24 protein-coding genes are annotated in these 20,641 nt (G+C 70.2%); 8 read left to right on the top strand and 16 right to left on the bottom strand.

The window, feature by feature from the left end:
• Positions 1-133 precede the first annotated feature (133 nt).
• On the top strand, positions 134-982 hold the full coding sequence (locus ACZ4YL_RS26005; RefSeq protein ID WP_468119723.1) for a helix-turn-helix domain-containing protein: 849 nt from the start codon (positions 134-136) through the stop codon (positions 980-982).
• 18 nt (positions 983-1,000) lie between these two features.
• Entirely contained in the window at positions 1,001-1,198 is a 198-nt protein-coding gene (locus tag ACZ4YL_RS26000) for a hypothetical protein (protein WP_468119721.1), read from the top strand.
• Positions 1,199-1,211: 13 nt separating this feature from the next.
• Here the strand turns inward: ACZ4YL_RS26000 and ACZ4YL_RS25995 are convergent, their stop codons facing one another.
• Complete coding sequence (locus tag ACZ4YL_RS25995; protein ID WP_468119719.1) at positions 1,212-1,487, bottom strand: hypothetical protein; 276 nt, start codon at positions 1,485-1,487, stop codon at positions 1,212-1,214.
• Between the two features lie 73 nt (positions 1,488-1,560).
• On the opposite strand from ACZ4YL_RS25995, the gene ACZ4YL_RS25990 reads away from it, so the two are divergent.
• Together ACZ4YL_RS25990 and ACZ4YL_RS25985 are read left to right on the top strand one after the other, a co-directional pair.
• Entirely contained in the window at positions 1,561-2,163 is a 603-nt protein-coding gene (locus ACZ4YL_RS25990) for a hypothetical protein (protein WP_468119717.1), read from the top strand.
• Positions 2,160-2,777 carry a hypothetical protein gene (locus tag ACZ4YL_RS25985; RefSeq protein ID WP_406085166.1) on the top strand — a complete coding sequence of 206 codons (618 nt, stop codon included), beginning with the start codon at positions 2,160-2,162 and terminating at the stop codon, positions 2,775-2,777. Before ACZ4YL_RS25990 ends, ACZ4YL_RS25985 begins: the two co-directional genes overlap by 4 nt.
• On the opposite strand, the gene ACZ4YL_RS25980 is transcribed toward ACZ4YL_RS25985, so the two are convergent.
• The 13 genes from ACZ4YL_RS25980 to ACZ4YL_RS25920 form a co-directional block, all read right to left on the bottom strand.
• Positions 2,774-3,424: an OmpA family protein gene (locus ACZ4YL_RS25980; protein WP_468119715.1), complete on the bottom strand. Its 651-nt coding sequence runs from the start codon at positions 3,422-3,424 to the stop codon at positions 2,774-2,776. The two genes, ACZ4YL_RS25985 and ACZ4YL_RS25980, sit on opposite strands and share 4 nt — an antisense overlap.
• A 4-nt stretch (positions 3,425-3,428) precedes the next feature.
• The gene (locus ACZ4YL_RS25975) at positions 3,429-4,016 is read right to left on the bottom strand and encodes a hypothetical protein (RefSeq protein ID WP_468119713.1); all 588 of its coding nucleotides are present in this window, start codon (positions 4,014-4,016) and stop codon (positions 3,429-3,431) included.
• A gap of 30 nt (positions 4,017-4,046) precedes the next feature.
• A complete protein-coding gene (locus ACZ4YL_RS25970) occupies positions 4,047-4,688 on the bottom strand; it encodes a pilus assembly protein TadG-related protein (protein ID WP_468119711.1) in 642 nt (213 codons plus the stop codon).
• Positions 4,685-4,942, bottom strand: a complete 258-nt coding sequence (locus tag ACZ4YL_RS25965; protein ID WP_468119709.1) for a hypothetical protein — start codon at positions 4,940-4,942, stop codon at positions 4,685-4,687. The genes ACZ4YL_RS25970 and ACZ4YL_RS25965 overlap by 4 nt, the downstream gene beginning before the upstream one ends.
• 110 nt (positions 4,943-5,052) lie before the next feature.
• Positions 5,053-5,739, bottom strand: a complete 687-nt coding sequence (locus ACZ4YL_RS25960; RefSeq protein WP_468119707.1) for a response regulator — start codon at positions 5,737-5,739, stop codon at positions 5,053-5,055.
• Between the two features lie 3 nt (positions 5,740-5,742).
• Positions 5,743-6,633 (bottom strand): DUF5936 domain-containing protein, encoded by an 891-nt coding sequence (locus ACZ4YL_RS25955; RefSeq protein ID WP_266353438.1) that lies wholly within the window; start codon positions 6,631-6,633, stop codon positions 5,743-5,745.
• A gap of 19 nt (positions 6,634-6,652) precedes the next feature.
• Positions 6,653-7,591: a type II secretion system F family protein gene (locus tag ACZ4YL_RS25950; RefSeq protein WP_468119705.1), complete on the bottom strand. Its 939-nt coding sequence runs from the start codon at positions 7,589-7,591 to the stop codon at positions 6,653-6,655.
• On the bottom strand, positions 7,588-8,931 hold the full coding sequence (locus ACZ4YL_RS25945; protein ID WP_468119703.1) for a CpaF family protein: 1,344 nt from the start codon (positions 8,929-8,931) through the stop codon (positions 7,588-7,590). Before ACZ4YL_RS25945 ends, ACZ4YL_RS25950 begins: the two co-directional genes overlap by 4 nt.
• Positions 8,928-9,296, bottom strand: a complete 369-nt coding sequence (locus tag ACZ4YL_RS25940) for a TadE/TadG family type IV pilus assembly protein (protein WP_369475522.1) — start codon at positions 9,294-9,296, stop codon at positions 8,928-8,930. The genes ACZ4YL_RS25945 and ACZ4YL_RS25940 overlap by 4 nt, the downstream gene beginning before the upstream one ends.
• Position 9,297: 1 nt before the next feature.
• Positions 9,298-9,669 (bottom strand): TadE/TadG family type IV pilus assembly protein, encoded by a 372-nt coding sequence (locus ACZ4YL_RS25935; protein ID WP_369475521.1) that lies wholly within the window; start codon positions 9,667-9,669, stop codon positions 9,298-9,300.
• 3 nt (positions 9,670-9,672) lie between these two features.
• Entirely contained in the window at positions 9,673-10,947 is a 1,275-nt protein-coding gene (locus tag ACZ4YL_RS25930; RefSeq protein ID WP_468119702.1) for an AAA family ATPase, read from the bottom strand.
• A gap of 7 nt (positions 10,948-10,954) precedes the next feature.
• The gene (cpaB, locus tag ACZ4YL_RS25925) at positions 10,955-11,656 is read right to left on the bottom strand and encodes a Flp pilus assembly protein CpaB (RefSeq protein ID WP_468119701.1); all 702 of its coding nucleotides are present in this window, start codon (positions 11,654-11,656) and stop codon (positions 10,955-10,957) included.
• A 48-nt stretch (positions 11,657-11,704) separates the two neighbouring features.
• On the bottom strand, positions 11,705-12,607 hold the full coding sequence (locus ACZ4YL_RS25920) for a hypothetical protein (protein WP_468119700.1): 903 nt from the start codon (positions 12,605-12,607) through the stop codon (positions 11,705-11,707).
• Positions 12,608-13,027: 420 nt separating this feature from the next.
• On the opposite strand from ACZ4YL_RS25920, the gene ACZ4YL_RS25915 reads away from it, so the two are divergent.
• Together ACZ4YL_RS25915 and ACZ4YL_RS25910 are read left to right on the top strand one after the other, a co-directional pair.
• Entirely contained in the window at positions 13,028-14,731 is a 1,704-nt protein-coding gene (locus ACZ4YL_RS25915; protein WP_468119698.1) for a chitinase, read from the top strand.
• A 125-nt stretch (positions 14,732-14,856) separates the two neighbouring features.
• A complete protein-coding gene (locus ACZ4YL_RS25910) occupies positions 14,857-16,194 on the top strand; it encodes a M14 family metallopeptidase (RefSeq protein WP_468119696.1) in 1,338 nt (445 codons plus the stop codon).
• A 96-nt stretch (positions 16,195-16,290) separates the two neighbouring features.
• Here the strand turns inward: ACZ4YL_RS25910 and ACZ4YL_RS25905 are convergent, their stop codons facing one another.
• Both ACZ4YL_RS25905 and ACZ4YL_RS25900 read right to left on the bottom strand, forming a co-directional pair.
• A complete protein-coding gene (locus ACZ4YL_RS25905) occupies positions 16,291-16,701 on the bottom strand; it encodes a RidA family protein (protein WP_468119980.1) in 411 nt (136 codons plus the stop codon).
• 11 nt (positions 16,702-16,712) lie between these two features.
• On the bottom strand, positions 16,713-17,465 hold the full coding sequence (locus ACZ4YL_RS25900; RefSeq protein ID WP_468119694.1) for an IclR family transcriptional regulator: 753 nt from the start codon (positions 17,463-17,465) through the stop codon (positions 16,713-16,715).
• A gap of 293 nt (positions 17,466-17,758) precedes the next feature.
• Between ACZ4YL_RS25900 and ACZ4YL_RS25895 the strand changes: the two genes are divergently transcribed.
• Positions 17,759-19,045 (top strand): amino acid deaminase, encoded by a 1,287-nt coding sequence (locus ACZ4YL_RS25895; RefSeq protein WP_468119693.1) that lies wholly within the window; start codon positions 17,759-17,761, stop codon positions 19,043-19,045.
• 10 nt (positions 19,046-19,055) lie between these two features.
• Positions 19,056-20,636 (top strand): N-acyl-D-amino-acid deacylase family protein, encoded by a 1,581-nt coding sequence (locus ACZ4YL_RS25890; protein WP_468119691.1) that lies wholly within the window; start codon positions 19,056-19,058, stop codon positions 20,634-20,636.
• The last annotated feature ends 5 nt before the right edge of the window (positions 20,637-20,641 follow it).

The following is a 20,641-nucleotide window of genomic DNA, read 5'->3' as shown; positions in this document are numbered from 1 at the left end:
GATGCACTTCAACTCCCGTTGCGTGAGCGGTGCGTTACCTAACGTAGCGCGAGCGGGCCTAATTTGGCCCACCCAACGGGAGAAATCATCCGCGCGTGGTCAGAGCGACCACCGACACGCAAGACTGCTCGCCATGAGCGCGAGGACTGCACCGACGGAGCGTCAGAAGAGGCTGGGGTACGAGCTACGCAGACTGCGCACGTCAGCGGGCATCTCAGCCGAGTACGCGGCCGGACTGCTCGGCGTCGACCGAGGAGCCGTCTCGGCAATGGAGTTCGGGACGCGCGCCATCTCCGCCGAGAGGGTGCGGACACTGGCCTGCAACTGCGCGGTGACCGATGAGGAACACATCGCCGGGCTGACGGCGATGACCGGCCCCAGCCGGGGCTGGTGGGACCGCTACCGAGGGCAATTGCCTCAAGGTTTCCTGGACATCGCGGAGCTGGAAGCACACAGCAGCCGCATGCGGGGAGCCTTCTCGGTGCACATTCCCGGCCTCCTCCAGACCTCCGACCACGCACTCGCCGTGTTCCGGATGGTCGTCCCCGCTCTCCCGGAACACGAGGTGGCGCTGCGTCTGGCGTTTCGCGCCGAACGCCAGCAGGTCCTGGCCGGAGCCGGCGCCCGAGAGTTCGTCGCCATCGTGCACGAAGCGGCCCTGCGCATACAGTTCGGCGGGCGTGCCGTACTCCACGCCCAGTTGGAGCACTTGCTCGAACGGTCGCAGCAGGACAATGTGACCGTACTCGTCCTCCCGTTCGAAGCGGGCGGATTCCCCGGGGCGGGTCAGACCGTGCTCTACGCGGAGGGCCCGACCGCACAGCTGGACACCGTGCAGGTCGACAACTCCCACGGACCCGACTTCCTCTACGCCGATGCGCAACTCGCCAAATACCGCGCCCACTTCGACATCCTGGAAAACCTGGCGCTGTCCCCCGAGGACTCGCGGGGGTTCATCCAGACCATCGCAAGCCAGCTGTGAGAGGGGACATCAGACATCATGCCTATCGTGACCTGGGAAGAGCCGTTCTGCGGCGAAGGAAACTCCTGCTACCGAATAGGGGTGGACGGGGACGGCAACAGCTACATCGCCGTCGCGGGCGCGGAAGCCTCATACCTCTCCGACACCAGGGACGCCCTGCGCCAGCTGATCCGGGACATCAAGGCGGGCAAGGCCGACCACCTGCTGGCCGACTGAACCCGGCCCGGCCTCACCAGGCCGCGTCCTCCACGACCCGCTGCGCGATCCACGGCACCGAACGGCCGTCCGTGGCGATGCGGACCGTCCCCGGCGGCGCGTCACGCTCCCGCACGGCCGCGGCCCGCCGGCTGCGCGCGATGTGGACCGCGAGCTGCGAGCCGATCCCCCGCCGGGCCAACCGCTCCCGTACGGTCTCCTCGCGCTCCGTGAGCAGCACGCACGTCGTACGGATCGGTCCGTCACCACCCATGGCCCGGTGGATCAGCGGAAGGTCGAGGATGCTCACTGTGTGGGTGTAGACGAGGCGGTATTGCCCCAGGCCGGAGTAGTTCGCCCAGACCGAGGCGAGGTTCCGCTCGGTGACGCACCACTACCTCGCCAACGGGGTTGAGTTCATGAAGCTGCCGGTCGACAAGATGCTCGCCGACAACCAGGGCTTCCAGGCCCATATCAAGGGCTACCACCTGCTGGACTACGAAGCCGACTGGCACGAGCAGGCGCTGGCGGAGTTCCAGAGGAACGGTGGGCGACCCGTCGCCATACCGGTCGAGACACCGAGCGGCAAGGACTACTCCTTCACCAAGGAGACTGATCCGAACTGGTTCTACGCGGTCGGCTCCGCCCGGTCGAACGTGACGGGCGTGGTGACCGTCGTACCGGGGTCCGACGGTCAGCCGGTGGTCGGACTGGACTACCAGGTCAACGTCTGGGACCGGTACAACTGGGACGAGGGCAAGGGCGTCGACGTCGGGCCGGTATACATTCCCGACGGCGAGATGGGCCAACAGCACAAGGTCGGCCTGGCCCAGGAGTTCGACATGGCGGGCAGCAGTTCGGTCAAGCACTACGAGCTTCTGGGCACCGGATCGGCATTGCCCGGACCCGACGACCCCGGCCGGACAGGCGAGCGAAGCGATCCAGGTCGCCATGTGAGAGACGGGGAAGGAGAGCTCGGACGATGAACGATTCCCTTGCCCAGGTCGGGCCCCGGAAGCAGAAGTGGTCCTGGAGGCGACGTCTCGCGGTCGGTGCGGGTGTGTTCGCCGGGCTGTGCGGCCTCGGATATGCCGTCATGCTCGTGCTGGGTGCGATCACCTGGCAGCGGCTGATGGAGCACGACACGAAGTGCTGCTGGGAGGAGAACGCCACACCCGAGTGGATGGCCGGGGTGATGGGGTTCCAGGTGCCGCAGGCGGCGACGGACCGCCGGGCCGGGTTCAAGACCAGTTCGCAGTACGACGTCGGGCTGCTCACCTTCACGGTGACGACGGCGGAGGCCAACAGCTTCCTGCAGCCGCTGGTGCCGCCGGGCAAGAAGATGTTCCCCAATGACAAGCCGAAGGCTCCGGGATACACCCGCAGCGACGGCTTCAGTCACCTCGGGCTGCCCGAGCCCGAGACCTTCGCTGACGGAATGCGTGTCAGGGACGTCTGCCGTGGTGACGTGGAAACGCCCGAAGCAAAGGCCGTCCAGTTCTGTACGACCGTCTACGCACACGAGTTCCAGCCCGGCACCACCCGGATCTACCTCTGGGCCGGGCTGGAGGGGGACGTCGGGAAGCCGCCGGCTCCCTAGCCGCCGCCTGCGCTGCGGGGGAAGGTGATCTCGACGCGGCGGTTCTTCTTGCGGCCTTCCTCCGTGCCGTTGTCGGCGATCGGGTAGTCCTCGCTGTAGCCGCGGACGTCGAAGACGACACTCGGGTTGGTGACGGTCTTGGCCAGCTCGGCCTGCACGGCATCGGCCCGCTGCTTGGAGAGCTCCTTGCCGTGCTCGTAGCTGCCCTGGTCGTCGGTGAACCCGAAGACGCGGATGCGGGTCGCTTTCTGCGTGTTGATCTCGTTGGCGATGGCCTGGATCCGGGCGGCGGCCTGCGCGTTGAAGACGGCGCTGTTCTCCGGGAACAGCACCTCGGACTGCAGCGCCATCATGACGGTCTGATTGGTCTCCTGCCGCCGCTGCTCCCCGCCGAGGTCTTCGACGACCTCGGCGATGTCCAGCACCTTGACGGGCGCGAGCGTCCCACCCTGCGGGATCTTCAGCCCGGGGGCGTTGGAGTCGATGGCGACGGGGGCGGAGGCGGAGGGCTCAGTGCCGGGAGGTACGGACGGCTTGACGTCATCGGCGTATGCGGCAGTGGCGCCGATGAGGTTGGCGCTGGCCATGACCAGGCCGACGACGGCAGTCGCAGCGGCAATACGATGACAATGGGTCACTGCAATCATGGCGTCACCCGGAAATCCTGATAGTTGCCGTGGCGAAGGTGGGGAGCGTGAAGTCGACCTCGGTGGAAGTAGCAGGCGGTGCGGGGAACTGTACGAAGAAGGGGATGGAAGCACCGGCATCGATTCGGGTGATTCCTGTCGTGCACAGGCAATTCTCACTGTCCCGAAGCACGTAGTACCGCTTCTTGCCAATCTTGTCGATCAAGGTAGCGCCCGCAACGGACGCACCGCTGGCGCCCTTCTCGTCACCACGCCAGGCCGTGACCTTCGTGAAGACCCCACTTCCGCCATTCTTGATCTCTCCGCTGACAGTGACAAAGCCACCCGGGTCACGTACAGCCGAGTTGATCGTCAGAACAATGCCGGGATCACCGTTCGCCGTGGCGAGTACCTCGGTCGGCTGAGGGCTTGGGCTCGCCTTGGGGGCCGACTTGTTCGAGCCGCCGCCCTGCGGCTGCGCAGTGGACGCCTTCTCGTCAGCCTTCGGCTCCTTGACACCGTCTCCACCGCACCCGGCCAGCGTGAGGGCCATGACCGCCGCACCTGCAACAGCCATCCCCCCACGGACCTTCACCATGCGCCGAATGCTCATCTATGAACTCTTCCTTGTCTCTCGTTCCTGTCAGCCAACGAGTCGCACGCTGAACAGCTTTCGGGTCAATGCACTCAGTGATCCCGGCTTCAGCGGATCGATCTCGACCAGCTCTCCGCCACAAGCGAAAGCCACCGTCGACGGCGAAGGCGTGGGAGCGGGCGAGCCACCCTCAGCCGGCGCTGTGGGGGTGGGGCTCGGAGTGGGGGCCGCGCTTAGGGAGCATTTCGCCTGCACCAAGGCGGTGGCCGTGGCCGTTCCATGCCGACTGCCCGTCTCAGGAATCACCGAATCGCCGACTGTTGCATTCGTCTCCACAGAGACGGTAAATCGCGGAGGGGCGGGATCACACAGTGTCACCCTGCCATCATTCTTCGCCGCGAAAGCGTCTGCAGCTGCGCAAGCTTCGTCGCGTTTGAAGAGTTCCCCGTCAACGATCTTCTGCCAGTCCACAGGCTTCAGTGCGGCAAGATCGAGATTGAGCAGCACAGCGTCTCTGGCTTCCCGCCCAGCTGCCAGCGCCGCAGCATCCGCGGCGCCCTGAGCGTCACTTCGAGTGATGGCGGCTCGACCGACGACAAAGAACGCGAGCGCCGCAAAGAGCAGACCCGCGATCACCACAATGTAGATGGGAAAAGCCTGCCCTCGGTCGCTGCGGCGACCTGAGGTCATTTCCCTCCGCCACCAGCCGTGACGGCTTGGACCGCTGCCGCGATCCTGTCCGTGATCGCCGTACCGATACCTGTACCCACGATCGCGCCGATGATCACCACGACCACCAGGATGATGCCCAGGTATTCGAAGGCGGTCTGGCCGCGGTCGGGGTTCGCGTGGCGCTTGCGGAGTCTGGTCACGGCCGTGTCCGTCCAGCCGTTCACCCTGATCCGTGCCTCCACGGCGGCCTTCAGCAGCGTGTTCTGTGACATGGGGGTTCCCTCCCGGGCCGGTACCGGTGTCGATCTGCGGACGGTACGGCGAGTCACCAGTCGTCACCAAGGGTCCCGGGGCCCAATTACGGACCCACTGCGCACTCCGTCTACCCATGACCGGTCACTCCTGGACGGGCGGTTCCCAGCCAGCGGGCTATCGCCTCGCTGCGCGTGGCGCTCTGGAGCTTCGCGAAGATGCGGTTGATGTGGTTCTTGACCGTCTTCTCGCTGATGAAGCAGGCCGCCGCGATCCGCTGGTTGCTCATCCCGGACGCGATCAGATCCATGATCTCCACCTCCCGGGAACTCAGCCCGAAGACAACAGAGTTGTGCATCCGCTCAGAAGACTGTGCCACAACTCGTTGCGGATGCGAAGAGGCCCGGAGCTCCGCGAGAAGTGCGCTCGCCGCCGTCGGGGTGAAGTGGGGGCGGCCCAGCGGGACGTCGCGTACCGCCCTCAGCAGGTCGTCCGCCGTGAACTCGCCGTGCACGAGGTAGCCACCGGCGCCCAACGACAGGGCCTCGCAGATGATTTCGGCTTCCCTGCTGTACGTCAGCATCAGTACGGGAGCCAGCCGCACCAGGTGCGGCAGCGCGGAGATCCCGTCCACGCCCGGCATGCGGACGTCCAGCAGGACCACGTCGGGGGCGTGTCGGCGGGTCAGGCTCAGGGCTTCGCGGCCGTCCGCCGCCTGGGCGATGACGTCGAGGTCCTCGGCCGTGCGCAGGATGGCCGCCAGGCCCGCCCGGATGACCGGGTTGCCGTCCGCTATGAGCACGCTCAGCCGGGCCATGGCTCAGCCACCCCCGAACAGCGCGCCGAAGTCGACGTTCGCCCCGTACACGAAACCGCAGACGAGCAGGATCAGCGTGCCCGGCAGCATGAACATGGTCACGGCGAACGTCGCCTTGGGGACGGCCCGGGCCGCGCGGCGGCGGGCGTTCTGGGCGTCCGTGCGGCGCATGTCCTCGGCGATCGCGATCAGGGTCTCGACGATCGGCGAGCCGAGCTCCTCGCCCTGCTGCAGGGCCGTCACGAACTGTGCGACCTGTTCGCTGTCGTTGCGGCGGCGCAGTTCGTCGAAGGCCTGGCGGCGGCTGACGCCCATGTTCATCTGCTGCAGTGTGATGCGGATTTCGTCGGCCCAGGGGCCTTCGTACTTGTCCGCCACCCGCTCCAGCGCCTGCCGGAAGCCCAGCCCGGCGCTGACGACGACCGCGAGGACGTCCAGGAAGTCCGGCAGGGTGCGTTCGATGTGGTCGCGGCGGACCCGGATCGCCGACCAGAGGCCGGCCTCGATCCAGAACAGGCCGAAGGCCACCATGAGGAGTGCGGCGACCAGCTGCCCGTTGATCAGCATTGAGAAGGCGCCGAGGGCGCCCAGGGCCCCGTACACCGCCCGCCGGGCCGCGTAGCGGTCGATCGTGAGGCCGGCCGGGTTGCCCGCCATGTCGATCTGGCGGCGCTTGCGGGCCACCCGCGCCGGCCCCATCAGGCGCAGCACCGCCGGGGCCCAGCGGATGCCCATCCGGTCCACCAGGGAGCCGACCGCCGTCGTACGGGTGGCACCGACCTCCAGGGCGAGCGCGAGGTCCGTGGGCAGCTTCACGTCCGCGCGGTAGAGGCGGATGCCGTGGAACGCGCCGAGGACCGACAGGGCCACGGCCAGTGCGAGAAGGAGTCCGATCATCGTCCCGTCCGCCCCCTCACACGTCGATCTTCGACAGGCGGCGGATGAGGATGAACCCCAGGGCGAAGAGACCGAGGGCGATGAGTACCGCCGTCTGGCCGATGAACGCGCCCGTCATCCGGTCCAGGGCGCCCGGCATCATCAGGTCGACCAGCAGCAGGGACCCGAGGCCGATGGCGGGGACCAGGTACGCCGTCACCGTCACCTGGGACAGCTGGGTACGGATCTCCCTGCGGGTCTCCTTGCGCTGCTCCAGCGTCACCGTGAGGTTGCGCAGGCTGTCGACGATCGCGCCGCCCGCGCGGGCGGAGAGGACGAGCGTGGAGACGAGGACGACGAGTTCGCGGGAGGGCAGGCGCTCGGTGAGTTCGCCGAGGGAGTCGTCGATCGAATGGCCGACCGCGAGGCGGTCGGCGACGCGCGCCAGTTCCTCGCCGGCCGGTGCCTCCAGCTCCTCGGCGGCGATACCGATGGCCGTGCGCAGCGCCAGTCCGGCCTGGGTGGCGTTGGCGAGGATGCGGGCCAGGTCCGGGAGTTGGTTGATGAACCGTTCCGTACGGCGCGCCCGCTGCCAGTTGAGGAAGGCGTTCGCCGCCCAGATGCCGATGGCGCCCGCCACCGGGCCGAAGAACGGTGCGAGGAGGGAGGAGGCGATGAGCCAGACCCCCGCGATCGAGCCCAGCATGTAGACGAAGAACTCGCCGGGGGTGAGGTCCAGGCCGGTGGTCGCCAGCTTCAGCTCGATCCGGCGGCCGAGCTTCGTCTTGCGCAGCCGCCGGTCGACCGACGGGAAGCGGCGGCGCCGGCCGGCGGGCTCTGGGACACCGCTCGCCGAGAGGCGTTCGATGAGGGCGGCGCGCTGGGCGCGGCCGACCATGTACGCCTGGAGGCCGGCGACGACCAGTACGCAGGCGAGCAGCGTGGCGCCGAGGGTGGCGAGGACGAGTGGGTTCACAGGGCGGTCCGGGTGATGCGGGCGGTCAGGGGGTCTTCCGGCGCGACGCCGAAGGCCTGCGGGATGGGCTGGTTGTTCATGTAGAGGCGTTCGGTGATCCGGCGGGGCAGTGGGTAGTACTCGAAGTAGCCTCGGACGCGGCCGTCCGCCCCCATCGGCTGGGCCCCGAAGCGGCAGACCGTGGTGATCCGGAAGGGCTCGCGGCCGTGCGATTCGAGGACGGAGATCTCGGTGATGCGGCGCGAGCCGTCGCCGAAGCGGGTGAGCTGGACGATGACGTTCACCGCGCTGTTGATCTGGTCCTGCAGGGCTTCGAAGGGGATCTCGACCTCCGACATGGAGGCGAGGGTCTGCAGGCGCATCAGGGCGTCCGAGGAACTGTTGGCGTGGACGGTGGCCAGGGAGCCGTCGTGGCCGGTGGACATCGCCTGGAGCATGTCGAGGGTCTCGCCGCCGCGGACCTCGCCGACGATGATGCGGTCGGGGCGCATGCGCAGGGAGTTGCGGACGAGGTCGCGGATGGTGATCTGGCCCTTGCCCTCCACGTTCGCGGGACGGGATTCGAGGCGGATGACGTGGGCCTGCTGGAGCTGGAGTTCGGCCGAGTCCTCGATGGTGATGATGCGTTCGCCCTCCGGGATCAGGCCGGAGAGGGCGTTGAGGAGGGTGGTCTTGCCGGTGCCGGTGGCTCCGGAGACGATCACGTTCATCTTCGCCGCGACCAGGCCGGAGAGCAGGAGCAGCATCTGCTCGTCGAGCGAGCCGAGCGCGATCATCTCGTGCAGGGTGAAGGCACGCGGGAAGCGGCGGATGGTGAGGGTGGCGCCGGTCAGGGAGAGCGGCGGAATGATGACGTTGACGCGCTCGCCGCTGGGGAGGCGCGCGTCGACCATCGGATTGGCCTCGTCCACACGCCGGTTGACGGTGGAGACGATGCGCTCGATGGTCTGCATCAGCTGCTCGTGCGAGGCGAAGCGGATGGGGAGCTGTTCGACCCGGCCGGCGCGTTCCACGTAGATGTGGTCGGGGCCGTTGACCATGATCTCGGAGATCGAGGCGTCTTCGAGGAGCGGTTCGAGCACGCCGAGCCCGAGGGCCTCGTCGACGACGCGGCGGATCAGCTGGGCGCGCTCGACCGTGGAGAGGACGGGCCCTTCCCGGCTGATGATGTGGCCGAGTACGCGCTCCAGGCGCGCCCGGCGCTCGGCGGGCGCGAGCGCGGACATCTCGGCGAGGTCGATCTCCTCCAGCAGCTTGGCGCGGTAGGAGGAGACGAGCCGTCCGTCCTCGCGCGGGCTGTGGCGGTCGTCGGGGGTGTTGACCCGGGAACGCAGGCTCATGGTCCGGTCACCTTCGGGTCGTCGTTGGGCATGACCGCCGTGGCTTTGGCGTCCTCGATCTTGAGCCCGGGGATGATCGAGTTGATCCGGATGGTCACGGTCGCGGTCACCGCGTCGCCGCCCGGGGGCACGACCACCGTCGCCGGGAGCCCCTCGCGGATGGCGGCGTGCCCGGCCGCCTCCCCCCGTCCCGGGTGCTGGGCCTCCACGCGCGCCGCCGTACGGGCGGCGGTGTCCGCCTGCTCGTGGACGTACGCGACCCAGCCCAGCTGGATCCCGCACAGCGCGACGAACAGCAGGATCGGCACGAAGCCGATGTACTCCAGGGCCACTTGGCCCCGGTCGGAACGGATGCGCCGCCTCATGTCACTCGGCCTCCTTCTCCAGCGCGGCGCCGCCGGTGCCGTCGATCTCGCCGAAGTCGAGGCCCGGGAAGAAGACCGGGATGCCCAGGGTGACCTTCGCCTTGTAGATGTCGCCCGACTTGCCGCATTCGGCAGGCGGCATGTTCCATGCCTCCCCGATGTGTTTCCGCGCCGCCGCCATACAGGCGGCATCCCCGTGCACCGCCCCCGCCCGCGCCGCCTCGTCCGCCGCGTTGCCCGCCAGCGAGAAGGCGTACCCGATCAGTACGCACTCCCACACCGCCGCCACGAGCAGCAGGATCAGCGGCACCGTGCCCACGAACTCGATCGCCACCTGGCCCCGGTCCCCGCGCCCCGGTCTGCGGGCGGGCATGCGTCAGCCCTCCCGGCCGCGGCGCAGGCGGGCCACCGGGCCCGTCGCGCGGACCGCGAGCGAGGCGCCCGGGGCGGTGGCGGCGGACGGGGTGGGCTCCGGGGTCGACAGGAGGCCGAGTTCGCCGGCCAGGGTCCACAGGGCCTGTTTGACCGTCGAGCGGTTGTCGAGGTCCTGGACGCGGCCCGCGTCGACCACGGCCTGGAGTTCCTTGAACGCGGCCGGGACCGGGGTGCGGGTGGCGCGGGTCTTGGTGATCTTCTCGATCAGGGCGGGCTGGATCTCGGTGTGCTTGCTCCAGCGGTTGACGACCATCGCCGTGTCCTCCGCCTTGCGGACCTGGAGCCGTTCCCACATCCGGACCATGCGCTTGGCCGCCCGTACCGCGACCACGTCCGGGGTGGTGACCAGCACCGCCACGTCCGCCATCTCCACGGCCGCCGCGTTGGCCCCGGTGACCTGGGTGCCGCAGTCGACGACGACGAGTTCGTAGCGGCTGCGCAGGGCTCCGACGATGTGCCGGGCGGCCCGGTCGTCGACCTCCTCGCCGCGTTCCCCGTCCGCCGGGGCGAGCAGCAGCGCGAGGCCCGAGGCGTCGTCGTAGACGGCGTCCTGGAGGACCCGCGGCGAGATGTCCTGGATCCCGGCGAGGTCGGCGATGGAGCGCCGGAACTGCACGTCGAGGTACGAGCCCACGTCGCCCGCCTGGAGGTCCAGGTCGACCAGTGCGGTACGCCGTCCCGAGGCGGCCGCGGCCAGCGCGAACTGCACGGCGGTGAAGGTGGTGCCCACGCCGCCCTTGGCTCCGGTGACGGTGACCACCCGGCCGCCCGGGCCCGTGAACACGTCGGCGGCGGCGCCCCCGCCCAGGTGGCGGCGTACGCCCACGGACCACTGGGCGGCGGCCTGGACGCGGGCGGCGAGTTCCTCGTAGGAGAGCGGGAGACCGATCAGGCCGCGCGCGCCCGAGTCCATGGCGGCGGAGAAGAGCCCCGGGCCGGCGTCCGAGGAGACCAGGACGACGCCCACCGCCGGGAAGCGCAGGGCGACCTCCCGGATGAGCTCCAGGGCGGGCACCGGGCCGATCCGCTCGTGGACGAGGACGACCTCGGGGAGTTCGTCGATGGAGTCGGCGGCCAGCCGGGCGAGGGTGTCCAGGAGCGTGGTCGCGTCGGGGACGGGGGCGGCCGGCTCGGCGGCCGGGAGCTGGCTGAGCAGTGTCACGATGGCGCGCGCGGCGTCCGGGTCGCCGACCGCGGGGAGGATTCGGGTGGTCATCCGGGCCTCACCTGTCCCCGTCGAGGGTGTACGTGCGGTCGCCCGGGCTGGGCGCCGAGTCGGTGCCGGGGGCCACCAGGGCCAGGCGTACGTGCTCCGCGAAGGACTCGGCGTACGCGACGCGCTGGGTGTCCTTGGTGCTCAGGGCGAAGGTGATCGGGACGGCCTCGGCGGGGCCCTTGCGGTCGCTGTCCTTGTCCAGGGCGGTGAGCTTGCCGACGCCCAGGACCCGGGCGTTGGCGACGATGATCACCGATCGCGAGGGGTCGGTGTCCTTGGCGCCTTTGAAGGTGGCCAGGATGTTGACCTTGGCGCCGGAGGTGATCTTCCCGGCCACGCCCGTGGCCGCGTCGATCATGATGGCGATCTCCTGCTCACCGGGCTGCAGCTGCGGCCGGTCGACGAACATGTCCGACTGGAGCAGCGAGCCCTTCTTCAGCGTGGTGAGGGCGATCTTGTCCTTGAGTGCGCCGAGGTCGGTGACGGCGGTGTCGGAGAGCCACCGCTCGGGGATCCTGACCTCCTCGAACTGCCCGGCTGCCAGCGGGCTGTACGGGGCTATGTCGCCCTTGGCCCGGTACGCGACGACCTCGGCGCCGACCTTGGAGTTGACGTCGCCGATCACCACGAGGACTCCGGCGAAGGCCCCCAGTGCGCACAGGACCGACAGGAGCAGCAGGATGACGCCGCGGCGCTGGCGTGAGTTCATGGGCCTTACCTACCTCGCCGTTCTTCATTCATTCGTGCGTTCGGGTGATCAGGGTCTGGAGCGGGCGGTACTCGCGGGCGGCGGCAGTGCGGTGAGCGGTGCCGCGCAGAAGCCGCAGCGGTCGCCGATGAGTTCGAGGCCGCACCAGCGGCACTCCTCCCGGCGGACCGAGGCGACGAGCTGGTAGAGCACGGACAGGTCCGGGATGCCGGCAGCGAACTCGACGAGTTTCGGGGTGCCCCACCAGCCGGGGGACGCGGCGGGCAGCGGGTTCTCCAGGACGCCCTGGACCTGCCAGGCGGGGGCCAGTTCGGCCGTGACCCAGTCGGAGGTGAGCTGGCCGCGGGCGAAGGTGAGGTGCGTGGCGAACTCGGGGCCGGCCGGCAGCACCGCGCCGCGGGGGCCGTGGGCGCCGCCCTGGGATCCGCCGCCGCCCAGTTTCGCGAGGTGCGGTTTCGGGTGGGCCATGACGGCGAACTGCGCGCTCGGCGACCAGGACCGGGCGTGCGCCCCCAGTCCGACCGGGACCCGGACCCGGTCGAGTTTGGCGACCGAGCCCAGCAGGGCGCCCGCGTAGATGTAGTGGGACAGCAGCCGGGCCGCGGAGGCGATGATTCCGGGGCTGAAGTCGCAGACGCTGAGCTGGCGCAGCTGACGTACCAGCAGGGCCGTTCCCAGCGGCGGCAGATCGATGCCGAGGAGCGCGATCCGGTCGGTTTCCAGGATGGCGCGTACGGTGTGCAGGCGCTGGACGGTGGAGCGCGGGAGCCAGGGCGGTACGAGGACCACGAGGTGGCCGTGCCGCTCCAGCAGGGCGCCCGTCTCGGCGAGCGCGGACTCCAGGTCGAGCTGCTCGGGCGGGTGCAGTAAGGCGGCCCCGGGCGTGTGCCGGTCAGGGGCCGGAAGTACCAGATCGGCGCTGGTGACAGCGATGGCGGTCGGCACGCGCATTCCCCCGTTCCCCCACGTACACCCCGTACGCCCCGTATGTCGGGGGCACTTCACGTGCCCGACGCGCGCTCGACGCGGACCTGACGCGGACTCGACGCGGATCCGGCACGGACTTTTCACGTCCGCGCCCGCACTGCGCGACCGCATCCGATCGACCCGCTCCCCCCTTGCCCCAGCACCATATCCGCGTCACCCCTGGCGGGGCAGGGCCTTGAAGATTCCCGTGCTACCAGCACATGTCACAGGTGGCGGAAACCCGGACAACAGGGATCGCATAGCGGGCCATTTCAAGCCACATCGCGAAGACTCTTGACACGAGGATTGGTCTGGACCAACTTGGCAGCCAACGCCTTGAGTCGGACCCACCCCACTCGGTCCGCCTCTCCCCACACCCCTCTTCCTCCCCCCACCGGAGCCCACGTGAACCGCATACGCTCCCTCGCCCTCCCCATCGCCGTCACCCTGGCCGCGGGCGCCCTGTCCGCCCTCGCCGCCGGTACCGCACAGGCCGCCGACGTGAACGTCGCCCGCAACGGCGGCTTCGAATCGGGTCTCGCCAACTGGTCCTGCACCGGCGGAACCGGCGCCTCCGTCTCCTCGCCCGTCTACGCCGGATCCGGCGCCCTGAAGGCCACCCCGGCGGGCCAGGACAACGCCCGCTGCAGCCAGACCGTCACGGTCAAGCCGAACTCGACCTACACGCTGAGCACGCAGGTCCAGGGCAGCTACGTCTACCTCGGCGCGACCGGGACCGGCACCCAGGACGTCTCCACCTGGACGCCCGGGTCGGGGGCCGGCTGGCAGAAGCTCTCCACCACCTTCACCACCGGCCCCAGCACCACCCAGGTCACCGTCTACACGCACGGCTGGTACGGCCAGCCGGCCTACGTCGTCGACGAGTTCAGCGTCTTCGGCCCGGACGGCGGAGGCGGCACCGACCCCGGCCCGTCGGTCCCCGGCGCACCGGCCGGAACGGGCGTTTCCGGCCAGAGCGCGAACGCCCTCACCCTTTCGTGGAACGCGGTCAGCTCGGCCACCGGCTACTACGTGTATCAGGACGGCGTCCGCGTCAGGACCGTGACCGGCGGCGCCGCCTCCACCCAGATCACCGGGCTCGCGGCCTCGACCTCGTACTCCTTCCAGGTGAGCGCGTACAACACGGCGGGCGAGGGCCCGAAGTCCGCCCCGGTCACCGGCACCACCACCGGCACCGACCCGGGTCCGGGCCCCGGCCCGGGTGTCCCCAAGCACGCCCTGACCGGCTACTGGCAGAACTTCAACAACGGCGCGACCGTCCAGAAGATCTCCGACGTCTCGGCGCAGTACGACATCATCGCCGTCTCCTTCGCGGACGCCACCACCACGCCCGGCGCCATCACCTTCAACCTCGACTCAGCCGGCCTCGGCGGCTACACGGTCGACCGGTTCAAGGCCGACATCGCCGCGAAGAAGGCGGCCGGCAAGTCGGTCGTCCTCTCCGTCGGCGGCGAGAAGGGGACCATCTCGGTCAACGACTCGACCTCGGCGAACAACCTCGCGAACTCCGCGTACGCCCTGATGCAGGAGTACGGGTTCACCGGGATCGACATCGACCTCGAGAACGGCCTGAACCCCACCTACATGACGCAGGCCCTGCGCTCGCTGTCGTCAAAGGCCGGCTCCTCGCTCGTCATCACCATGGCCCCGCAGACGATCGACATGCAGTCCACGCAGGGCGGCTACTTCAAGACGGCGCTGAACATCAAGGACATCCTCACCGTCGTCAACATGCAGTACTACAACAGTGGATCGATGAACGGCTGCGACGGGAAGGTCTACTCCCAGGGCTCGGTGGACTTCCTCACCGCGCTCGCCTGCATCCAGCTGGAGGGCGGCCTCGACCCCTCGCAGGTGGGCATCGGCGTCCCGGCCTCGCCCAGCGGCGCGGGCAGCGGCTACGTGTCCCCGACGATCGTCAACAACGCCCTGGACTGCCTGACCAGGGGAACGAACTGCGGCTCCTTCAAGCCGTCGAAGACCTACCCCGGTCTGCGCGGCGCGATGACCTGGTCGACCAACTGGGACGCCAAGGCGGGTAGTGCCTGGTCGAACTCGGTGGGTCCGAAGGTTCACGAGCTCCCGTAGGCGGTACGTCTGGGGGTGGCCGGATCGGTACGGCCTGCACAGGGTGTCCTTGACCGGGACATGCCACGAGAGCACGCTGTGCGCGTCCGCACGGCTACCCCCACACTCCCGACCCAGGAGAACGCATGCGGCTCCATACCCGCCGGAGGGCCGCCCTCACGGCGGCCCTGCTGGCGCTCGCGCTGGGCGCACCCGCCTACGGCATGAGCGCGACGGCTTCCCCTCCGCCCACCCCTTCGACCGCCACCCAGGACGAGGCGATCGTCCAGTACCGGATCCACGGCCCCTCCACCGCCACCGACCGCACCGCCCTGCTCCGTACGGGCGTCTCGATCGACGAGGTGGACGACCACACCGTCGTGGTCAGCGCCGACACCATGCAGGCCAAGAAGCTCAAGGAGCTGGGCTACAAGCTGACCGCCCTGCCCGGGCCCCCGGACCGCTCGCTGCCCGGCATCGCGGCGAGCCCGATGGACTTCCCCTCGGCGGACTCGAAGTACCACAACTACGCCGAGGCGACGGCGGAGATCAACCAGCTCGTCGCGCAGTACCCCGCGATCGCGAGCAAGCAGGTGATCGGTAAGTCGTACCAAGGCCGGGACCTCTTCGCCATCAAGATCAGCGACAACGTCGCGACGGACGAGGCCGAGCCCGAGGTGCTCTTCACCGCCCACCAGCACGCGCGTGAGCACCTGACCGTCGAGATGGCGCTGTACCTGCTCAAGGAGTTCACCTCCAAGTACGGCAGCGACTCCCGGGTCACAGGTGCCGTCAACGGCCGCGAGATCTGGATCGTCCCGGACCTCAACCCGGACGGCGGCGAGTACGACATCGCCACCGGCTCCTACCGCTCCTGGCGCAAGAACCGCCAGCCGAACTCCGGCTCCTCCTACGTCGGCACGGACGAGAACCGCAACTGGAACTACAAGTTCGGCTGCTGCGGCGGCTCCAGCAGCAGCAAGAGCTCCGAGACCTACCGGGGCGCTTCCGCGGAGTCGGCGCCCGAGGTGAAGGTCGTCGCGGACTTCGTCCGCAGCCGGGTCGTCGGCGGCAAGCAGCAGATCAAGGCCGCCATCGACTTCCACACCTACAGCGAGCTCGTCCTGTGGCCCTTCGGCTGGACCTACAACGACACCGCCCCGGGCCTGACCGCCGACGACCTCGCCGTCTACAAGAAGATCGGCACCAGCATGGCGGCGAGCAACGGCTACACGCCGGAGCAGTCGAGCGACCTGTACATCACGGACGGGACGATCGACGACTGGCTGTGGGGCAACCAGAAGATCTTCTCCTACACCTTCGAGATGTACCCGGAGAGCGGCGGCGGCGGCTTCTACCCGCCGGACGAGGTCATCGACCGCGAGACCGCGCGCAACAAGGACGCGGTGCTCCAGCTGCTGGAGAACGCGGACTGCATGTACCGCTCGATCGGCAAGGAAGCCCAGTACTGCGCGACGCCGTGACCGGCTGACCGTTGTGAAAGGGGGCGCCCCACCGCCAGGGGGGCGCCCCGCCCGCGCGTCCGCCCGCGCGTCCGGACGCCCGGCCTCAGACCCGACTCAGCCGAGAACGGCCAGGGCGTCGATCTCGATGAGCAGCCCGGCCGGCAGGCCCACGTACACGGTGGTGCGGGCGGCGGGGGCCTCCTTCAGGCCCTGCTCCTCGAAGTAGGCGTTGTAGATGCCGTTCATCTCGGCGAAGTGCCCGGTGTCGGTGAGGTAGACGCGGATCATCATCACGTCGTCCCAGCCCGCACCGCCGGCCTCCAGGACGGAACGGACGTTCTCCAGCGTCTGGAGGGTCTGCTCGCGCAGGGTCGGCCCGGCGGGGGTGGGCGGCTGCCCGTCGACGTGCGGGAGGAAGCCGACCTGACCGGCGACCTGGAGGATGTTCCCCTTCCGCACGCCGTGCGAGAACCTCGCGGGCGGGGCGGTGTGGGTGCCGGGCGTGATGGCGGTCTTCTCGGTCACGTTCTTCTCGCTCACGTGCTCTCCTGTACTCCTGAGTAGTCCTGGCTGATGGCTTCGGCGGTACGCAGCACCTGCGGCAGCAGTTCGAGCAGCCCCTCGGCGGAGACGACCACACCGGGCGCGGACACCGACAGCGCGGCTACGACCCGCCCGTCCGGCCCGTGCACGGGCGCCCCGAGGCAGTTGACGGACTCCTCGTGCCCGCCGAGATCGGTGGCCCAGCCCTGCTCCCGTACGAGGTCCAGCTCACGCAGGAAGGCCGCCGCGTCCGGGGTCGAACGGGCGGTGTAGCGCGGGTACTCGATCCGGCCGGCGAGGGCCCGGAGCTCGGCCTCGGGCAGGTCGGCGAGGAGCAGCTTGGCCACGGCGGCGACCGTGAGGGGCACGGGCCTGCCGATGCGGGAGTACATGCGGACCGGGTAGCGGCTGTCGACCTTGTCGACGTACACGACCTCGTCGTCCTGGTGGAGGGCGAGGTGAACGGTGTGCCCGGTGGCCCGGTTCAGCTCGACGAGGTGGGGGTGCGCGATCTCCCGGACGTCCAGGTTCTCGATGGCCTCGGCGGCGAGCGCGAAGAGCTGTGCGCCGAGGCGGTAGCGGCCGTCGGGGCAGCGGTAGACGAAGCCGCGCTCGTGCAGGGTGCGCAGGAGGCGCAGCGCGGTGCTCTTGTGCACGCCGAGCTCGTCGGCGACGTCGCCGAGGCCGGCGGGGCCTCGCGCGAGCAGCGGCAGGATCCGGAGCGCCCGCTCCACCGACTGACTCATGCCGCGTCCTTTCGTGACCGTTACTGCACCACCGGCTCCGCCGGCGCCTCGGGCTCCGCCCGAACCCGCGCCGCAATCGCCGGCGGGGCTTGATCTGGCCGCGTCCGCAGACAAAGGCTCGCGCCGGCACAAATCCAGCCTCGCCGGCGTTTGAGGCGCGGGGTCTGGGGCGGAGCCCAAGCAGCGGCGCCGCGCCGGGCAACGTTGACCCACCGTCACCCCGGATGTTAGACAGCATGCAGCGGCACACGCAACGACCGTTGCACAACACGCAACCCCGGGAGGCACCCCGTATGGCCAGCGACAGCGACCCCGTCAAGGACCTCGCCGACGAGCCGGTCGACCACCGGTTCAAAGGCCTCCCCCCGGACGCCCAGACGCACGGCCTCACCGTCGGCGGGCTCGCCGCCGAGCGCCGTGACCTGTACACCGGCGGCTTCACCACCCCCGTCCTGACCCTCGACGCGGACGCGCTGGAGCACAACCTCGCCGCGCTCGGCGCCTACGCCGCCCGTCACGACCTGGCCTTCGCCCCGCACGGCAAGACCTGCATGTCCCCGCAGCTCTTCCGCCGCCAGCTGGAGCACGGCGCGTGGGGCATCACCGCTGCCGTCCCCCACCAGGCCCGCGTCTACCGCGCCTTCGGCATCCAGCGGATCTTCCTCGCCAACGAGCTCGTCGATCCCGCCGCCCTGCGCTGGGTGGCCGGCGAGCTCGCCGCCGACCCCGACTTCCGCTTCGTCTGCTACGTCGACTCCGTACGCGGGGTCCACCTCATGGACCGCGCCCTGCGCGACTCGCCCGCCGTCGTCGACGTCGTCGTCGAGCTCGGCGCCGGCGAGGGCGCCCGTACCGGGGCCCGTAGCGAGGAGGACTGCCGCGCCGTCGCCGACGCGGTCGCCGCCACCGCCACCCTGCGCCTGGTCGGCATGGGCGGCTACGAGGCCGAGGTCCCCGGCGCCGACCCCGGATCCGTCCACGCCTACCTGCGCCGGCTCACCGCGCTCGCCGTCGAGTTCGACAAGGCGGGCCGCTTCCCCGCGGACCTGGACGAGATCGTCGTCAGCGCCGGCGGCTCGGCCTGGTTCGACGCGGTCGCCGACGTGTTCGCCGAGCTCCCGGAGCTCTCCCGCCCGGTTCTCAAGCTGCTGCGCTCCGGCGCGTACGTCTCCCACGACCACGGCTGGTACACCCGGCTGACCCCCTTCAACCGGCACCCGGAGGAGGGCGGGCTGCGCCCGGCGTTCCGGCTGTGGACCCAGGTCGTCTCCCGTCCCTCCCCCACCCAGGCCTTCGTCAACGCGGGCAAGCGCGACATCGCCTACGACCTGGGCCTGCCCGAGGCCGAGCTCGTCCGTGACGCCCTCACCGGCGCGGAGCGCCCCGCCACCGGCGTCCGCGTGGTCAAGCTGTCCGACCAGCACGCCTGGCTGGAGACCGACTCGGCCGACGACGTGCAGGTGGGCGACTGGGTGGCCCTCGGCATGTCCCACCCCTGCACGATCTTCGAGAAGTGGCCGCTGATCCCGGTCGTGGAGACCGACGGCACCGTCACCGACTACGTCCGCACCTTCTTCTAGGCGCGGTCCGGTGGACCTGGTCATCCGGGGGGCCCGCGTCGTCGACGGCACGGGCGGGCCCTCGTACACCGCCGACGTCGGCGTCCACGAGGGCCGGATCGCCGGGATCGGCAGGTTGTCCGGGGGCCGCGAGACCCTCGACGCGCACGGGCTCGCCCTCGCCCCGGGCTTCGTCGACATGCACGCCCACAGCGACCTCGCCCTGCTCCGCGACCCGGACCACGGCGCGAAGGCCGCGCAGGGCGTGACCCTCGAAGTCCTCGGCCAGGACGGCCTGTCGTACGCGCCCGTCGACGACCGCACCCTCGGCGAGGTGCGGGCCGCCATCGCCGGCTGGAACGGCCCCGGCGACGACATCGACTTCGACTGGCGCACGGTCGGCGAGTACCTCGACCGGCTGGACCGCGCCCACGACGGTCGGGGCATCGCCGTCAACGCCGCGTACCTCGTCCCGCAGGGCACGGTCCGCGCGTACGCCCTCGGCTGGGACGACCGCCCGGCGACCGGGGCCGAGCTGGACCGGATGCGGCAGCTCGTCGCCGACGGCCTGGCCCAGGGCGCCGTAGGCCTGTCCTCCGGGCTCACCTACACCCCCGGCATGTACGCCACCGGGGCCGAACTGACCGAGCTGTGCCGGGTCGTGGCCCGCTACGGCGGCTACTACTGCCCGCACCACCGCAGTTACGGCCACGACGCGCTGGCCGCCTACGCCGAGATGGTCGCCCTCACCCGGGAGGCCGGCTGCGCCCTGCACCTCGCGCACGCCACCATGAACTTCGGCGAGAACCGGGGCCGGGCCCCCGAGTTGCTCGCCCTGCTCGACGCGGCGCTGGCCGAGGGCGCCGACATCACCCTCGACAGCTACCCGTACACCCCCGGCTGCACCACCCTCGTCGCACTCCTCCCGAGCTGGGCGAACGAGGGCGGCCCGGAGGCGGTCCTGGCCCGGCTGCGGGACGACGCCCAGGCCGAGCGGATCCGCCACGCGCTGGAGGCCGAGGGCTCCGACGGCTGTCACGGGGTGCCCGTCGACTGGTCGACGATCGAGATCTCGGGCACCGCCGACCCCGCCTACGGCCCGTACGTCGGCAGGCGCCTGGACGGCTGGGAGACCGCCCGCGGGCTCCTGCTCGGCGACCGGCTCGCGCCGACGATCCTCCAGCACGTCGGGGACGAGGAGAACGTCCGGGCGATCATGCGTCACCGGGTCCACACCGGCGGCTCCGACGGCATCCTCCAGGGCGCGAAACCGCACCCGCGCGCCTACGGCACCTTCCCCCACTACCTCGGCCACTACGTCCGCGAACTCGGGCTGCTCTCCCTGGAGGAGTGCGTGGCGCACCTGGCCGGCCGTCCCGCGGCGCGCCTGCGGCTGCCCGACCGGGGCCTGGTCCGCGTGGGGTACCGCGCCGACCTCGTCCTCTTCGACCCGGACACGGTCGCGGCCGGGTCCACGTACGAGCGGCCGCGCGTACTGCCGGCCGGTGTCCCGCACGTCCTGGTCGACGGGCGTTTCGTCATGCGCGACGGGCGCCGGACGGACGTGCTGGCCGGACGGGCGGTGCGCCGAACCGCCCGCGATCTTCGGTAGATCCG

This window comes from Streptomyces sp. NPDC030021 (genome assembly GCF_055574035.1).
This window is presented reverse-complemented; position numbering and strand designations above follow the sequence as displayed.

Coding starts and splice junctions, on each gene's coding strand:
- ACZ4YL_RS26005 (WP_468119723.1), top strand. CDS start 134: ATGAGCGCGAGGACTGCACCGACGGAGCGTCAGAAGAGGCTGGGGTAC.
- ACZ4YL_RS26000 (WP_468119721.1), top strand. CDS start 1,001: ATGCCTATCGTGACCTGGGAAGAGCCGTTCTGCGGCGAAGGAAACTCC.
- ACZ4YL_RS25985 (WP_406085166.1), top strand. CDS start 2,160: ATGAACGATTCCCTTGCCCAGGTCGGGCCCCGGAAGCAGAAGTGGTCC.
- ACZ4YL_RS25980 (WP_468119715.1), bottom strand. CDS start 3,424: ATGATTGCAGTGACCCATTGTCATCGTATTGCCGCTGCGACTGCCGTC.
- ACZ4YL_RS25975 (WP_468119713.1), bottom strand. CDS start 4,016: ATGAGCATTCGGCGCATGGTGAAGGTCCGTGGGGGGATGGCTGTTGCA.
- ACZ4YL_RS25970 (WP_468119711.1), bottom strand. CDS start 4,688: ATGACCTCAGGTCGCCGCAGCGACCGAGGGCAGGCTTTTCCCATCTAC.
- ACZ4YL_RS25965 (WP_468119709.1), bottom strand. CDS start 4,942: ATGTCACAGAACACGCTGCTGAAGGCCGCCGTGGAGGCACGGATCAGG.
- ACZ4YL_RS25960 (WP_468119707.1), bottom strand. CDS start 5,739: ATGGCCCGGCTGAGCGTGCTCATAGCGGACGGCAACCCGGTCATCCGG.
- ACZ4YL_RS25945 (WP_468119703.1), bottom strand. CDS start 8,931: ATGAGCCTGCGTTCCCGGGTCAACACCCCCGACGACCGCCACAGCCCG.
- ACZ4YL_RS25940 (WP_369475522.1), bottom strand. CDS start 9,296: ATGAGGCGGCGCATCCGTTCCGACCGGGGCCAAGTGGCCCTGGAGTAC.
- ACZ4YL_RS25935 (WP_369475521.1), bottom strand. CDS start 9,669: ATGCCCGCCCGCAGACCGGGGCGCGGGGACCGGGGCCAGGTGGCGATC.
- ACZ4YL_RS25930 (WP_468119702.1), bottom strand. CDS start 10,947: ATGACCACCCGAATCCTCCCCGCGGTCGGCGACCCGGACGCCGCGCGC.
- cpaB (WP_468119701.1), bottom strand. CDS start 11,656: ATGAACTCACGCCAGCGCCGCGGCGTCATCCTGCTGCTCCTGTCGGTC.
- ACZ4YL_RS25920 (WP_468119700.1), bottom strand. CDS start 12,607: ATGCGCGTGCCGACCGCCATCGCTGTCACCAGCGCCGATCTGGTACTT.
- ACZ4YL_RS25910 (WP_468119696.1), top strand. CDS start 14,857: ATGCGGCTCCATACCCGCCGGAGGGCCGCCCTCACGGCGGCCCTGCTG.
- ACZ4YL_RS25900 (WP_468119694.1), bottom strand. CDS start 17,465: ATGAGTCAGTCGGTGGAGCGGGCGCTCCGGATCCTGCCGCTGCTCGCG.
- ACZ4YL_RS25895 (WP_468119693.1), top strand. CDS start 17,759: ATGGCCAGCGACAGCGACCCCGTCAAGGACCTCGCCGACGAGCCGGTC.